11 protein-coding genes and 1 pseudogene are annotated in these 13,951 nt (G+C 64.1%); 11 read left to right on the top strand and 1 reads right to left on the bottom strand.

The genetic code is table 11. The features are described 5' to 3' along the window. Positions 1 to 451 precede the first annotated feature (451 nt). A complete protein-coding gene (locus RBRH_RS18110) occupies positions 452 to 766 on the bottom strand; it encodes a hypothetical protein (RefSeq protein ID WP_049786556.1) in 315 nt (104 codons plus the stop codon). A 19-nt stretch (positions 767 to 785) separates the two neighbouring features. On the opposite strand from RBRH_RS18110, the gene RBRH_RS18105 reads away from it, so the two are divergent. The 11 genes and pseudogenes from RBRH_RS18105 (at position 786) to RBRH_RS14465 (ending at position 13,777) form a co-directional block, all read left to right on the top strand. After that, positions 786 to 1,040, top strand: a complete 255-nt coding sequence (locus RBRH_RS18105; protein WP_162145565.1) for a hypothetical protein — start codon at positions 786 to 788, stop codon at positions 1,038 to 1,040. A gap of 198 nt (positions 1,041 to 1,238) precedes the next feature. Next, positions 1,239 to 3,012 (top strand): annotated as a pseudogene (locus tag RBRH_RS14510) (cation:proton antiporter domain-containing protein). A gap of 231 nt (positions 3,013 to 3,243) precedes the next feature. Then, positions 3,244 to 3,921: a CDP-alcohol phosphatidyltransferase family protein gene (locus tag RBRH_RS14505; RefSeq protein ID WP_415878044.1), complete on the top strand. Its 678-nt coding sequence runs from the start codon at positions 3,244 to 3,246 to the stop codon at positions 3,919 to 3,921. A gap of 71 nt (positions 3,922 to 3,992) precedes the next feature. Beyond that, positions 3,993 to 4,700: a HalD/BesD family halogenase gene (locus RBRH_RS14500; protein WP_157864629.1), complete on the top strand. Its 708-nt coding sequence runs from the start codon at positions 3,993 to 3,995 to the stop codon at positions 4,698 to 4,700. An 8-nt stretch (positions 4,701 to 4,708) separates the two neighbouring features. After that, positions 4,709 to 5,710, top strand: a complete 1,002-nt coding sequence (locus RBRH_RS14495) for a lysylphosphatidylglycerol synthase domain-containing protein (RefSeq protein ID WP_041755050.1) — start codon at positions 4,709 to 4,711, stop codon at positions 5,708 to 5,710. A gap of 86 nt (positions 5,711 to 5,796) precedes the next feature. Next, positions 5,797 to 6,573 (top strand): phosphocholine cytidylyltransferase family protein, encoded by a 777-nt coding sequence (locus tag RBRH_RS14490; protein ID WP_013428867.1) that lies wholly within the window; start codon positions 5,797 to 5,799, stop codon positions 6,571 to 6,573. A 20-nt stretch (positions 6,574 to 6,593) separates the two neighbouring features. Further along, the gene (aepX, locus tag RBRH_RS14485; protein ID WP_041754878.1) at positions 6,594 to 8,288 is read left to right on the top strand and encodes a phosphoenolpyruvate mutase; all 1,695 of its coding nucleotides are present in this window, start codon (positions 6,594 to 6,596) and stop codon (positions 8,286 to 8,288) included. Continuing rightward, a complete protein-coding gene (gene aepY, locus RBRH_RS14480) occupies positions 8,281 to 9,450 on the top strand; it encodes a phosphonopyruvate decarboxylase (RefSeq protein WP_041754877.1) in 1,170 nt (389 codons plus the stop codon). The genes aepX and aepY overlap by 8 nt, the downstream gene beginning before the upstream one ends. Then, positions 9,450 to 10,529 (top strand): 2-aminoethylphosphonate aminotransferase, encoded by a 1,080-nt coding sequence (locus RBRH_RS14475; protein ID WP_041754876.1) that lies wholly within the window; start codon positions 9,450 to 9,452, stop codon positions 10,527 to 10,529. The genes aepY and RBRH_RS14475 overlap by 1 nt, the downstream gene beginning before the upstream one ends. 114 nt (positions 10,530 to 10,643) lie before the next feature. Beyond that, positions 10,644 to 12,548 (top strand): 1-deoxy-D-xylulose-5-phosphate synthase, encoded by a 1,905-nt coding sequence (gene dxs / locus RBRH_RS14470; protein ID WP_049786554.1) that lies wholly within the window; start codon positions 10,644 to 10,646, stop codon positions 12,546 to 12,548. A 146-nt stretch (positions 12,549 to 12,694) separates the two neighbouring features. Continuing rightward, positions 12,695 to 13,777: a hypothetical protein gene (locus RBRH_RS14465; protein ID WP_013428861.1), complete on the top strand. Its 1,083-nt coding sequence runs from the start codon at positions 12,695 to 12,697 to the stop codon at positions 13,775 to 13,777. Positions 13,778 to 13,951 lie beyond the last annotated feature (174 nt).

The raw sequence follows: 13,951 nt of genomic DNA, 5'->3' as shown, positions 1-13,951 counted from the left end.
ACGCGTTGCGTGCGCTGCGCGGGTTCAGCGTGAGCGGGAACGACGAACGGACATGCGATGTCTCCTGGCTGTAGTTGTGTCTTGGCTTGGTGGCCGTGGGCACTTATGTGCAAGGCTGATGCCAACCTCGTCCGATTGGTATAAGTCTTTGACTGTTAAGGGTTATGAGGATGAAATGAAATGCCGTATTTTCCGGATTTCTGGAAAGTGTCGATGGGGAATCTGGATATCCAGAATGCATTGACAAGATCCCTTTGGCTTGAATGCGGGAAGGCTATAGCGCGAGTGTCGGCGCTGATCCTGCGTTGAAGCGTTGAGTTCACGGCCCTCGATTTGCGCGAGATGAAGCGGCATCTCGCCGGATCGGCATTGGCCCATCGACATTGACCCGTATGGCGCGTGGGCGCGTGCATCGACAAGTAGCAGGGTGGCATATCGCTGTGGCGATGCGCTACTTCGCGGATAGCGCGGCTAGCAGGTTCATCACCATGTTCGGCGTAAAGGTAAACGGCACCCAACCATAGCCGGTATGGCGGAACACGACAAGTTTCGAGCCATTGTTGCGTGATTGCGTGGCGATCGCCGGATCCTGTGTTGCCGCGAAGCGCCAGCCCGGCGGCAGTGCAGCGGGCGGCTCAGGCGTCATTGAGGCACGCGCGATCGCTAGCTCCTCAATGATCGCTGAAATATCGGCGGGTCCGAGCGTAACGGAGTGCTCGCCGAGTGTCACGACGATTTCGTTTTGCGATGGACGATTGAAGTGCAACTGAGGCGGTGTGGGATCATTGGCTGTTTCTTTTGTCGAGTCAGCCGGAGTTGCTGAAGTCGCCGAAGCCGCCGAAGCCGCCGAAGCCGCCGAAGTCGCCGAAGTCGCCGAAGTCGCTGAAGTCGCTGAAGTCGCTGAAGTCGCTGAAGTCGCTGAAGTCGCTGAAGTCGCTGAAGCCGCCGGAGCCGCTGAAGCCGCCGGAGCCGCCGGAGCCGCCGGCACGGCGCTGGCGAGGCGGTCAATCAGCCGTTGCACCGCGTCGATCTGTTCGTGAAGCTCCATACTGCTGCCCTGATTGAGATGGGACGGCAATTTTACTCGACGCGCCGGGCACGGTGCTCGGCCAGCCCATCGCGCGTCATTTTTGTGCGTAATTCCAGCCATTTCTAGCACGTCGATCGCCATAGAGACGTTAAGCTCCCGTATCATTAAGGCTTTTGTAAGCTTATCCCCGGATTTTTGAAGGAGTCGCATGCCTCACGACATCAGCCTCATCACCCTGATCGCAACCGGGCTCGGGCTCGCGATGATCCTCGGCTACGCCGCGTCGTGGTTTAGGATGCCGCCGCTCGTCGGTTACCTGTTGGCCGGCGTGCTGTGCGGACCTGCGACGCCGGGTTTTGTCGGCGACGTGGCGCTTGCTGGCCAGCTTTCCGAGATCGGTGTGATGCTGCTGATGTTCGGCGTCGGCCTGCATTTCTCGCTCGACGACCTGCTGGCCGTCAAGCGCATCGCCGTGCCCGGCGCAATCGTCCAGATCGCGGTGGCGACGGCGCTCGGCATGGCCACGGCGATGTGGTGGGGCTGGCCGATTGGCGTGTCACTCGTCTTCGGGCTGGCGCTATCGGTGGCCAGCACCGTTGTGTTGCTGCGTGCGCTGGAGGCGCGCGGCCAGCTTGATTCGGCCAACGGCCGTATTGCGGTCGGTTGGCTGGTCGTCGAGGACCTGGTCATGGTGCTCGTGCTGGTGTTGCTTCCACCGTTGGCTGGCCTGCTTGGCGGCTCGTTGGACGGCAACCATGGTGCGGAATTGACGCAGGCGCGCGCCGCCGCGCCGCAGCCCAGCCTGTGGGCAATGGTTGGCGTAACGTTCGCGAAGGTCGCCGCCTTCATCGCACTGATGCTGGTGGTTGGCCGCCGGGTGTTCCCGCGCCTGTTGTTCCTGGTGGCCCGCACCGGTTCGCGCGAGCTATTTCACATTGTGCGTGATTGTCGCCGCAGTGGGCGTGGCGTACGGCTCGGCACGTCTGTTCGATGTGTCGTTCGCGCTGGGCGCATTCTTCGCTGGCATGATGATGCGCGAGTCCGAGTTCAGCCATCGCGCGGCGGACCAAACGTTGCCGTTGCGCGATGCGTTCTCGGTACTGTTCTTCGTATCGGTCGGCATGCTGTTCGATCCTCATGTGCTGATCAACGCGCCGTTACACGTGCTCGGCGTGGTCGCGATCATCATGGTCGGCAAGACAGTGGCGGCGGTGGCGCTGGTGCTCGCCTTCCGCTATCCGCTGAATAGCGCGTTGACCGTCGGCGCGAGCCTTGCGCAAATCGGCGAGTTCTCGTTCATCCTGGCCGGACTAGGGATGTCGCTCGGCTTGTTGCCGAAAGAGGGGCAGGACTTGATCTTGGCCGGCTCGCTGATCTCCATTGCGTTGAATTCGCTCGTGTTCGCCGCGATCGAGCCGGCGCAGGCATGGATCCGTAATCGTTCCAGCCTGGCGCGACGGATGGAATGCCGCGAAGATCCGCTCGCCGCGCTGCCGATGACGGTGCCGCAGGCGCACCTGACCGGCCAAGTCGTGATCGTCGGCTATGGCCGGGTCGGCCGCCGTGTCGCGCAGACGCTGGCCATGCATCGGATCCCCTATGTGGTGGCCGAACAGCATCGCGATATCGTCGAGAAGCTGCGCGCCGAGCAGGTGCCCGCTGTGTGCGGCGACGCGTCCGATCCGATGGTGCTGGTGCAGGCGCACGTCGCACGCGCCGGAATGCTGGTGGTGACGTTGCCGGACACCTTCGATGTTCGCAAGATCGTCGATACAGCCCGCACGCTGAACCCGTCTATCGAAGCGGTGTTGTGCACCGATAACGACGACGAGGCCGCGTTGCTCGAATCAGAGCGAGTCGGCACCGTGTTTATTGGGGATAGCGAGTTGGCGCGCGGCATGACCGCGCACGTGCTGTCGCGGATGACGAGCGCCGCGACCGGGGTGGGCGTCGATGCCACCAGCGCGTCGGGCCATCTGTGATGACGGCTACATCGAGTTTGGCCGGATGTCAAGTCGTGGGGCGAAGCATAACAATGTTGGCCGAATAGGGGTAAAAGTTATCAACAGTTTCTGTGGATAAACCTGTGGTGAACCCAGCCGAAACCTAGTCAATCTGGGGTTCCCCTCGGCATCGCCGCGTTGCGTACGTGGCCCTGGACTGCAATGGGCGCACAGAAGGGATATATTTCCGGGATGGAAAAAAGACAGAACATGGCATTCGGGACGTCATCCGACATGCCAGCGCCGCCTCGGCAATGGGATGCACGGCTCGCTCGCCGGCTCGTGATGCCCCTGAAAGACACCTCGGTCACGCCGAACCACCTGACGACGCTGCGCCTGTTGATCGGCTTGGCCGGCGCGGCGGCGCTGGCCGCCGGCGGATACGGCTGGGCCAACGTCGGCGCGTTGCTGATCGTGTTGTCCAATTTCGTCGACCATACGGACGGCGAGTTGGCCCGCATCAGCGGTAAATCGAGTCGGCTGGGCCACTTCTACGACCTGGCGGCAGACGCGCTGGTCACAATCGGGTTGTTCGTCGGCATGGGGTTGGGTGTCCCCGCCGATGCACACGCGTCGCTGCCGGCGGTGCCCGTGTGGCTCGGTTGGGTGGCCGGCCTCGCCGTGGCATTGATTTTCTTCTTGCGCATGCGCATCGAGCAGCGTGCGGGCAAGGCTGGCACGCGCCAGGCGTTTTTGGCCGGCTTCGAAACCGAGGACGTACTTTACCTGCTGCCGTTGGTCACGTTGCTGGATGGCGTGACGCCGTTCCTGTTGGTGGCGGCAATCGGCGCGCCGCTGTTCGCGGCGTGGGTCGCGCTTGACTACCGCCGCACGATGCGACGGGGCACGCAGACTGCCGCGGCGAGCCATTGCGGCTCGGCGCCATGAATGCCACGGCCGGGCTGGCCCGCGACGGCGCGGGCGTCGGACATCAGTGCAGCACGATAGTGGACGCGTCGATGCACGAGCGTATCGCGACGCTCGATACCGAGCGGCTGCGCGAGACGTTCGGCGAGCAGGGCGCGTTCTTGTTCCTCGACACATTCTTGGCGCCGGACATGACCACCCGGCTGGTGGACGCGGTGCGCCGGGTCGACGGCGAAGTGAATCGCAACTACCTGCCTGGGCACAAGCAAGGCGGCAGTGTCAGCAGGCATACGATCGACCGGCTTGCACCGGTGATCGCCCAATTGTATCGTTCGCCGGCGTTGATTCGCTGGCTGGAGGCACTGTGCGGAGACCGCCTAATGGCCTGTCCCGACACGGATCCTCATGCATACGCACTCTACTTCTATACCAAGCCCGGCGATCATATCGGCTGGCACTACGATACGTCGTACTACCATGGCCAGCGGTACACGCTGCTGCTGGGCGTGGTTGACGAATCGTCGTGCAAGCTGGAATACCGGCTGCACACTCGCGAGCCGGGCCTGCCCGTCGTCGAGGCGGCAGTGCAGTTGCCGCCCGGCGGGCTGGTCTTTTTCGATGGAGACAAGCTGCAGCATCGGATCACGCCGCTGGGCGTGAACGAGAGGCGCGTATCGTTGACATTCGAGTACGTGACCGATCCGAGCATGGGGCGGCTCCAGCGGTTCGTATCGAACATGAAGGACGCGATCGCCTACTTCGGTTTCCGGCAAGTATTCCGGCAGTGGGCCGGCAAGTGAACACGCACATGACACGTGCAGCGTGGATTTCGTTGACGATCGGCGCGTCGCTGTTCGTCGCGCTACTGGCATGGCAGGGTATCGCACCGTTGATGGCCGCGTTGTCGGCTGCCGGCTTCGGCTTGCTGCTCGTAGCCGCGTTCCATGGTTTGCCAGTGGTGCTCGATGCGGCGGCGATCCGTGTGCTGGCGGGTGACCGCGGCGGCGTGACGATCGGTGACGCAGTGCTGACGCGCTGGGCCGGCGAATCGGTCAACAGCTTACTGCCGGCCGGCCAGATCGGCGGGCCGTTGCTGATGGTGCGGCATCTGGCGCAGCGTCGATTGTCGCTACCGGAATCGGCGGCGGTGATTACCGTCAGCACGACGTGGCAAACGATCGCGCAAGTTGTGTTTGCGTTGCTGGGCCTGGCCGTGTTCGCGGCTGATGCGGCGCATGGTGCACTTGACAATCTGCGCACGCCGTTGCTGGCTGCGAGCACGGGCTTTGCGCTGCTGCTGTACGGTTTTTACATGGCGCAACGGCGGCGCTTGTTCGGGCGGCTATCGCGCGTGATGTCCAAGCTGTCGGCGCGACGCGACTGGTCAGCGCTTTTCGATCGCGCCGATGCGGTGGATGCGCACGTGGCCGCGCTGTATCGGCAGCCGCGTGCGGTGGCGGTAAGCTTCGCATTGAGCCTGTCCGGCTGGATCGTTGGCACCGGGGAAGTCTGGCTGATCCTAAAGCTGATTGGACATCCGGTCGGCTGGGGCGACGCACTGTTGCTCGAGAGCATCGGGCAGGCCATCCGCGGCGCAGCGTTCATGATCCCGGGCTCGCTTGGGGTGCAGGAGGGCGGGTACTTGCTGCTTGCGCCGCTGGTCGGCTTGCCGCCGGACACGGCCCTCGCGCTGTCGCTAGCCAAGCGCGCCCGCGAGATCCTGCTTGGCGTGCCGGGGCTGGTGTACCTGCATTTTTCCGAGCATCGCTGGCAACGCCGCCGTGCTGTGCGCATGCCGGCAGCCGACTAGTGTGTCGGGTAGCGCAACGCGTCGATTTGGGCGCCTCGCCCGGATCTGCAAATCAACAGCCGTAGAAGAATCACACGGGAGTATCAATGCGCGCCATTATTCTCGCTGCGGGCCGCGGCCTGCGCTTGGTCCAGCCCGAGAACAAGCAGTTGCCCAAATGCCTGCTACAGTTCGACGGCATGACACTGCTCGAGCGCCATTTGCAGTTGCTCAGGGCGGTCGGTGTGGGCGAAATCGTATTGGCCCTAGGCTTTCACCACGAGACGATCGAGGCCGAGTTGCTGCGCCTGGGTTGGGCGCCGCCGCCGCGCATCGTGCTTAACCCGGATTACGAGTTGGGCAGCGTGCTGACGGTGCACGTGGTATCCGACGCGCTGTGCGCGGGTGGGGATGTGTTGCTGATGGATGCCGACGTGCTGTATGACGAGCGTATCATGGCGCCGCTGGTGGCCGGCAAGCATGTGAACCGGTTGCTGATTGATCGTGATGTCGAGCCGGGCGACGAACCAGTCAAGCTGTGCTTGCGCGACGGGGTGCCCATCGAGTTGCGCAAGCAGGTCGCGGCCGACCTGCGATACGACACGATGGGCGAGTCGGTGGGGTTCTTCCGCCTGACTGAGGGGGCCGCGCAACGTCTGGCGCAGATCGCTGCCGACTATGTCGGCAGCGGCCGCGCGAACTTGCCACACGAGGAAGCGCTGCGGGACCTGCTGCTCGAGCGCAGCCATGTCTTCGAAGCGGCCGACGTGACCGGTGCGCCATGGATCGAAATCGATTTTGCCGCGGATGTCGAGCGCGCGCGAACGCAGGTACTGCCCTTGCTGCAGCCGGTGGTCGTGGCGAGCACGAACGCATCACGTTGAGACAGGAGCTGGTTGAATTCATGAACGCCCCCGATACCTTTGTCGCACGCGCGCCAAGCCGTGCGGCGCGGCTGCGCCGCATGCTGACCTCCGATAAGCTGGAATTCATGATGGAGGCGCACAACGGGCTGTCCGCGCGGATCGTGCGCGAAGCGGGCTTTGACGCCATTTGGGCGTCGGGCCTAGCGATCTCGGCGCAATACGGCGTGCGCGACAATAATGAGGCGAGCTGGACACAGGTGGTCGACACGCTGGAATTCATGGTCGATGCGAGCGACCTACCGATTCTGCTTGACGGCGATACCGGCTACGGCAATTTCAACAACGTGCGGCGGCTGGTCAAAAAGCTGGAGCAGCGCGGCGTGGCCGGCGTGTGCATCGAGGACAAGCAATTCCCGAAGACCAACAGCTTCATCGGCGGCGAACGGCAGCCGCTAGCGGACGTTGACGAGTTCTGCGGCAAGATCAAGGCCGGCAAGGATTCGCAGGGCGACCCGGACTTTTCGATTGTCGCGCGGGTCGAGGCGTTGATTGCCGGTTGGGGCATGGACGAGGCGCTGCGCCGCGCCGAGGCGTATCATGCGGCCGGGGCCGATGCGATTCTGATCCACAGCAAGCTGGCGCGAGCCGACGAAATCGTGGCATTTGCGCGTGAATGGGCCCATCGTGCTCCGTTGGTGATCGTGCCGACGAAGTACTACAGTACGCCGACGCAGGTCTTCCGCAATGCGGGTATCAGCGTCGTGATTTGGGCGAATCACTTGATACGCGCGGCTACATCGGCGATGCAGGCCGTCGCCAAGGAAATTCACGACAGCGAGACGCTGGTCGGCGTCGAGGACCGGGTCGCGTCGGTCAATGAGATTTTCCGCTTGCAAGGCGCGGACGAATATTCGGCCGCCGAGCGCGTCTATCTGACCGCACGCGCACCGCGCACGGCGCTCGTGCTGGCCGCGAGCCGGGGGCGTGGACTGGAGGCGGTCACCGCGCAGCGGCCCAAGGTGATGTTGCCCATCGCGGGTAAGCCGTTGCTACGCTGGCTCGTCGATGGCTTCAAGAAGCAGGGCGTGAACGATATCACGGTCGTGGGCGGCTACCGTGCCGATGCGATCGACACGGCGGGCATTCGCCTGGTGGTCAACGAGCGGCACGAGACGACCGGCGAGCTGGCGTCGCTCGCGTGTGCGACGCAGGCGTTCGAGCACGATACCGTCATCTCGTATGGTGATCTATTGTTTCGCAGCTATATCCTGCACGACCTGGTCGAAAGCGATGCACACTTTTGCGTGATCGTCGATTCGTCGCAGACGCAGCCGACCAACCAGAGCGTGCGCGATTTCGCGTACTGCTCCAGTGGCGACGACCGGGGCCTGTTCGGGCAGAAGGTCGTGCTGCGGCGCGTGAGCAGCGAGGCAACCGCGCCGGATGGCACGGCGCCGCACGGGCGCTGGATTGGCCTGCTGGGCGTGCATGGTGAAGGACGCGAGAAACTTCAGCGTATTTTTGCGACGCTGCGCGAGCGCGGCGACTTCGATTCACTGGACATGCCGGCGCTGCTCAATGCGCTGGTTGATGCCGGTGAGCAGATCGAAGTGCAATATGTGCATGGACACTGGCGTGGCGTTAATGACCTGGACGATTTTCGCCGGGCGGCGGATTTCGCCCATACGCAGGTCCCGATCGCGGAGGCGAGCGCCGGAGGCGGCAATGATTGACGCGGCGCAGTTCGTCGACGCGGCGCGCGAACGCGGATTTGACTGGTACGCGGGTGTGCCGTGCTCGTTCTTGACGCCTTTCATCAACTACGTGTTGCAGGCGCCGTCGCTGCATTACCTGAGTGCAGCAAACGAGGGTGATGCGGTGGCGCTGATTGCAGGCGCGACGCTGGCTGGCCGGCGCGGTGTCACGATGATGCAGAACTCCGGGCTCGGCAACGCCGTCAGTCCGCTGACTTCGCTGACTTGGACGTTCCGGCTGCCGCAGTTGTTGGTCATCACCTGGCGTGGCCAGCCAGGCGTGGCTGATGAGCCGCAGCACGCGTTGATGGGGCCGATCACCCCGGTCATGCTCCAGACGATGGAGATTCCATGGGAGACTTTTCCGACCGACGCAGGCAGTATCCGTGCGGCGCTGGACCGAGCGATCGCGCATATGGACGCCACCGGTCGGCCCTATGCGCTGGTCATGCAGAAGGGGAGCGTCGCACCCTATCCGCTGCGCGGCGCCACGGCCCGCGCACGGCGCGCGGCGGTGCCGATCGAATCGATGCTACGCGGCGTGACGCGTGAAGGATTGCCGTCGCGCAGCGACGTACTGCGTGCGGTGATCGACGCAACACCGGTGCAGGGCAGCGTGGTATTGGCGTCCACCGGTTTCTGTGGTCGCGAACTGTATGCGCTGCACGACCGGCCAAACCAGTTGTACATGGTTGGCTCGATGGGTTGCGTGATGACGATCGCGCTCGGACTCGCGCTGGCGCGGCCTGACCTGCGCGTGGTGGCGCTCGATGGCGATGGGGCCGCGTTGATGCGCATGGGCGCGTTTGCGACGCTGGGCGCTTATGGGGCATCCAACCTCGTGCATATCGTGCTAGACAACGGCGTGCACGATTCGACCGGTGGCCAGGCGAGCGTATCACCTGGCATGTCGTTCGCGGGCGTGGCCGCGGCGTGCGGGTACGGGCTCGTGATTGACGGGGACGATCTCGGTGTGCTGCGGCGGGTTTTCAACGCCGAGCCGCTTGGCGACGGTCCACGTTTCGCGTGTATCAAAATACGGCCCGGCTCGTCAGAGAACCTGCCACGACCGTGCGTGACGCCAGAGCAAGTGAAGAAGCGTTTGATGAACCACATCGCACAGTATGCGGGAGGCCGCTGATGCTATTACTGAACCCGGGGCCGGTCACGCTGACGGAGCGCGTACGACAGAGCTTGCTGCAGCCCGACCTGTGCCATCGCGAGCCCGAATTCTACGATTTGCAGCAAGAGGCGCGCGAACGGTTGGTGGGCGTCTATGCGCTTGACTCAGCCGAATGGCAAGCAGTCCTGATGACTGCGTCGGGCACGGGCGCGGTGGAGAGCATGGTTGCCGCGTTGGTACCCGAGCATGGCCGCTTGCTGGTGGTCGAGAACGGTGTATATGGCGAGCGTATCACGCACATTGCACGTCACTATCGGATTGACCACGAGGTAGCTGCGCATCGATGGATCGACGCGCCCGACGTCCAGGCGTTGGCGGCGCGGCTGGATGACGCAGCGCGTGCGCAACGGCCGTTCACCCACGTTGCGCTGGTGCACCATGAGACGACCACGGGCCGCTTGAACGAACTCGGTGGCGTGCTTGCCGCATGCCGCGCACGCGGCGTCGGCGTACTGCTGGATGGCGTCAGCAGCTTCGGCGCGGAGGCCATCGACTTTGCCGACCCTGCGCTCGTCGCGGTCGCGGCGACAGCGAACAAATGCTTGCATGGGGTGCCCGGGGCATCATTCGTCGTGGTGCGTCGCGCGGCGCTAGCCGACGCGGCAAGCCGGGCGTTTTACCTGGACCTCGGGCGGCTGGCGCGCTTGCAGGACGAGCGCAATACACCGTTCACGCCGTCGGTGCACGCGTATTACGCGCTGGTCGAGGCACTGCGCGAGCTGGAGGACGAGGGCGGCTGGCGCGAGCGTCATGCGCGTTATCGCAAGCTGGCCGAACAAGTGCGCGACGGCTTGGCGCGACTAGGCGTGGATGGCGTACTGTCGCCGCAGGAATCGTCTGTCGTGCTGCGCGCGTACCGCTTGCCACCGAAGATCGACTACGCCCAGTTGCACGATGCATTGAAGCTGCATGGATTCGTCATTTATGCGGGGCAGGGCGGCTTGTCGGCCGAGTTGTTCCGCATCTCGACGATGGGCAATCTGACGGCGCATGACATGGACCGGCTGCTGCGCGCGTTCGGGCAGTGGCTGGCGTGAGGCGGCGCGCATCGCTCCGGCCCAGGCGCGACGACACAGTCCGGCTCCGGTGTGGCAGCACAGAAAAATCGACACAGCAGGCCGGCACAGCCTGGCGTCAGTACGGCTAACCCAATGACTCTACTACTTCCCACGATCGACCATCCTGCCCAGTTGCGTTCGCTGTCGTGCACAGATTTGAAGGCGCTGGCCAACGAGCTTAGGGCCTTCGTGCTCGACAGCGTGTCGCGTACCGGTGGCCACTTGTCGTCTAATCTTGGCACCGTCGAGTTGACGATCGCGTTGCACTACGTGTTCGACACGCCGAAGGACCGGATTGTCTGGGACGTCGGCCACCAGACCTATCCGCACAAGATCCTGACCGGACGGCGGGACCAGATGAGCACGTTGCGCCAGTGGAACGGCATATCGGGTTTCCCTCGCCGCTCGGAGTCGCAGTTCGATGCGTTCGGTACCGCCCATTCGAGCACGTCGATCTCGGCGGCGCTGGGCATGGCGGTGGCAAGCCAGCTCAAGGGCGAGCATCATCGTGCGATCGCGGTGATCGGCGATGGGGCGATGACCGCCGGTGAAGCGTTCGAGGCGCTGAACAACGCCGGCGTGTGCGAGGACATCCCGTTGCTGGTGGTCCTGAACGACAACGACATGTCGATTTCGCCGCCGGTTGGCGCACTGAACCAGTATTTGGTCAAGCTGATGTCCGGACGCTTCTATGCGAATGCGAAGGAGGGGGTGCGCAAGATTCTGCCGCTGCCGATGCTGGCGTTCGCACACAAGCTTGAGGAGCATGCGAAGGGCATGGTCACGCCGGCGACGCTGTTTGAGGAATTTGGCTTCAACTACATCGGCCCGATTGATGGGCATGACCTCGATGCGCTGATCCCAACGCTGCAGAACATCCGTGGCTTGCGTGGTCCGCAGTTCCTGCACGTGGTGACGAAGAAGGGCCAGGGCTATAAGCTGGCTGAGGCCGATCCGGTGCTGTACCATGGCCCGGGCAAGTTCAATCCGGCTGAAGGCATCAAGCCGGCTGCGTCGTCGAAGAAGACGTACACGCAGGTCTTCGGCGAATGGCTGTGCGATGCGGCGGAATTGGACCCGCGGGTGGTGGGCATCACGCCGGCGATGCGCGAGGGCTCGGGGCTGGTCGAGTTCGAGCAGCGCTTCCCGCAACGCTATTTCGACGTGGGCATTGCCGAGCAGCACGCGGTGACCTTCGCCGGCGGGCTGGCGGCCGAAGGGTTGAAGCCGGTGGTGGCGATCTACTCGACGTTCCTGCAACGAGGCTACGACCAGTTGATCCACGACGTGGCACTGCAGAACCTGCCGGTGGTGTTCGCGCTGGCTCGCGCGGGGTTGGTGGGCGCGGACGGGGCCACGCATGCGGGTGCCTACGACATGGCGTACCTGCGCTGCATCCCGAACATGGTGGTGATGGCGCCGGCCGACGAGAACGAGTGCCGGCAGATGCTGCACACGGGATTGCAGATCGAGGGGCCGAGCGCGGTGCGCTATCCGCGAGGCACGGGTCCTGGGGTGGCCACGCACAAGCGGCTGAGCGCGATGCCGGTGGGCAAGGGGGAGATCCGGCGGCAGTCGCAGGCGCCGGCTGGCCACCGGGTGGCGATTCTGGCGTTCGGCTCGATGCTGGCGCCGAGCCTGACGGCGGCGCAGGAGTTTGACGCGACGGTGGCGAACATGCGCTTCGTGAAGCCGCTGGACGAGGCGCTCGTGCGGCAGCTCGCCGACACGCACGAGTTGCTCGTGACCGTCGAGGAGGGGACGTTGATGGGTGGCGCTGGCTCGGCTGTCGCGGAAGCGTTGGCGTGTCACGGCAAGCTCGTGCCACTGATGCAGCTTGGTTTGCCCGATACGTTCATTGACCATGGCGATGCTGCGCAGCAGCTTGCCTCAGTGGGGCTCGACGCGACCGGCATTGCCGCGTCGATTCGCCGCGGCATCACTGATCGTCTGTCCCGCCCACCGGTTCGCGTGACACAGGGCAAGCGAAGTGCGTAGCCCCATTCTTGTGCTATTGGCCCGTTGCCGGTCAACCGGATAAGACGTTGACATTCGCGGGCGTTGGCCGCGACATCGCTTCTGCGTCGCGGCAACGATGACGCGGCGCTATCCTCCCGGCGTTTTACATGTCGACGGAGGAATCGATGTCGATACCACCCATACGTTCGGTCCGCATCGCGTCGCCATCGGATGAACGAAACGCTTCGCTGCAACGCTCGCCGGTCACCGCTTCGGCACAGCACACGCACCTCATACTCGATGGACTGCAACGCCGCCGCTCGAGCGCAGCTGACGGCGTTGATATCCCAGCAACGCGGCGCGACTCCCTGGCGCGACAGCTGGACGCGCATTTTGATACTGATTGGCATCCGCTCTATCATGCGCCATGGACGCAAGCCGCCATGGAGCCGGCCAGCGCCTGGGATCCGCTTCCGGTTTGGCAAGCCGAGCCGGCGTCGCCGCTGTCATCGATCGGCGCGCAGCGGCGCGATGCGTTGCTGCTGTTGCCGTCCGCCCGATATCTGGCCGCACACGGCATGCCGCTCAGTGAACTTGGGCTCGAGCTGAATGCATCGAGCCATGACGACGAGCCTCGCACGTCCGGCGTGCGCGCCGATGGCGGTGAGCCACGCCCGTCGGACAAGCTGACCCATGATGACTTGCGTGCACTGGTGCGTTCGCTGACGCAGCATGTCGAGCGTCGCCGGCTGCGTGCAATGTTGCGCGCTGCCCAGCGGGCAGCGCACGCGATCGCGCCGCCGGCCGATTTGAATGACGGGGCGACGTATCGCAGCACGCTACGCGAAGCCATCCGGCAGTACATGTGCCCGCGCTCCACCCGCGCACTACGACAGGCCGTGTGCCGGTACGCACCCGTATTCGGCGAGCCGGCATTGGCCGGCCCGGTGTCCGACAGCACGCTGAAGGCCATGTTGGGGGCTGCCGCCGTCGATGGTCGGCTGCCGATGAATCTGGCGGAATTGGTGTTGCTGCCGGACGGGATGACCCAGCCGCTGCGCCAGCGGGCCAAAGAGGCTGGCGGGGTGATCGCGCCAGTGCCGCGACAGGGCGACGAGGCGGGGGCGGATGACGCGCAGCAAGCGATGTCTGCGTTGGAGGCGCTACAGGCGAACGGCACGATTTCGGAAGACCAGTACATTGCCGCAGCCAATCGGCTGGCGTCACTGCTCGGCTACCGCGTGGGAAGCTATCCGCGTGCGGTTTAGCAAAGGATAGCGTGACATAAAGGATGGCTTAGCATAAAGGATGGCATGGCATTGCATGGAGGCGCCGGCCACCGACATGAGGCTAGCTGGAGCGTTGCGTTCCACCGTGTATTCGTATCTGCGATAAGCTGCATCGTGCAGATTCTCTGCACTACGATATATGTGCGGTATGCT

The sequence above is a fragment of the Mycetohabitans rhizoxinica HKI 454 genome (genome assembly GCF_000198775.1).
Classification (GTDB): Bacteria; Pseudomonadota; Gammaproteobacteria; order Burkholderiales; family Burkholderiaceae; genus Mycetohabitans; species Mycetohabitans rhizoxinica.
Note: the sequence above shows the minus strand (reverse complement) of the source record. Positions and strands in the feature narration are given on the sequence as shown.

What these genes read in the sequence shown, in the direction of transcription:
- RBRH_RS14475 (WP_041754876.1), top strand. Translation starts at nt 9,450, where the DNA reads ATGCTATTACTGAACCCGGGGCCGGTCACGCTGACGGAGCGCGTACGA.
- RBRH_RS14495 (WP_041755050.1), top strand. Translation starts at nt 4,709, where the DNA reads ATGACACGTGCAGCGTGGATTTCGTTGACGATCGGCGCGTCGCTGTTC.
- RBRH_RS14500 (WP_157864629.1), top strand. Translation starts at nt 3,993, where the DNA reads ATGCACGAGCGTATCGCGACGCTCGATACCGAGCGGCTGCGCGAGACG.
- RBRH_RS14490 (WP_013428867.1), top strand. Translation starts at nt 5,797, where the DNA reads ATGCGCGCCATTATTCTCGCTGCGGGCCGCGGCCTGCGCTTGGTCCAG.
- RBRH_RS14505 (WP_415878044.1), top strand. Translation starts at nt 3,244, where the DNA reads ATGGCATTCGGGACGTCATCCGACATGCCAGCGCCGCCTCGGCAATGG.
- aepY (WP_041754877.1), top strand. Translation starts at nt 8,281, where the DNA reads ATGATTGACGCGGCGCAGTTCGTCGACGCGGCGCGCGAACGCGGATTT.
- aepX (WP_041754878.1), top strand. Translation starts at nt 6,594, where the DNA reads ATGAACGCCCCCGATACCTTTGTCGCACGCGCGCCAAGCCGTGCGGCG.
- RBRH_RS14465 (WP_013428861.1), top strand. Translation starts at nt 12,695, where the DNA reads ATGTCGATACCACCCATACGTTCGGTCCGCATCGCGTCGCCATCGGAT.
- dxs (WP_049786554.1), top strand. Translation starts at nt 10,644, where the DNA reads ATGACTCTACTACTTCCCACGATCGACCATCCTGCCCAGTTGCGTTCG.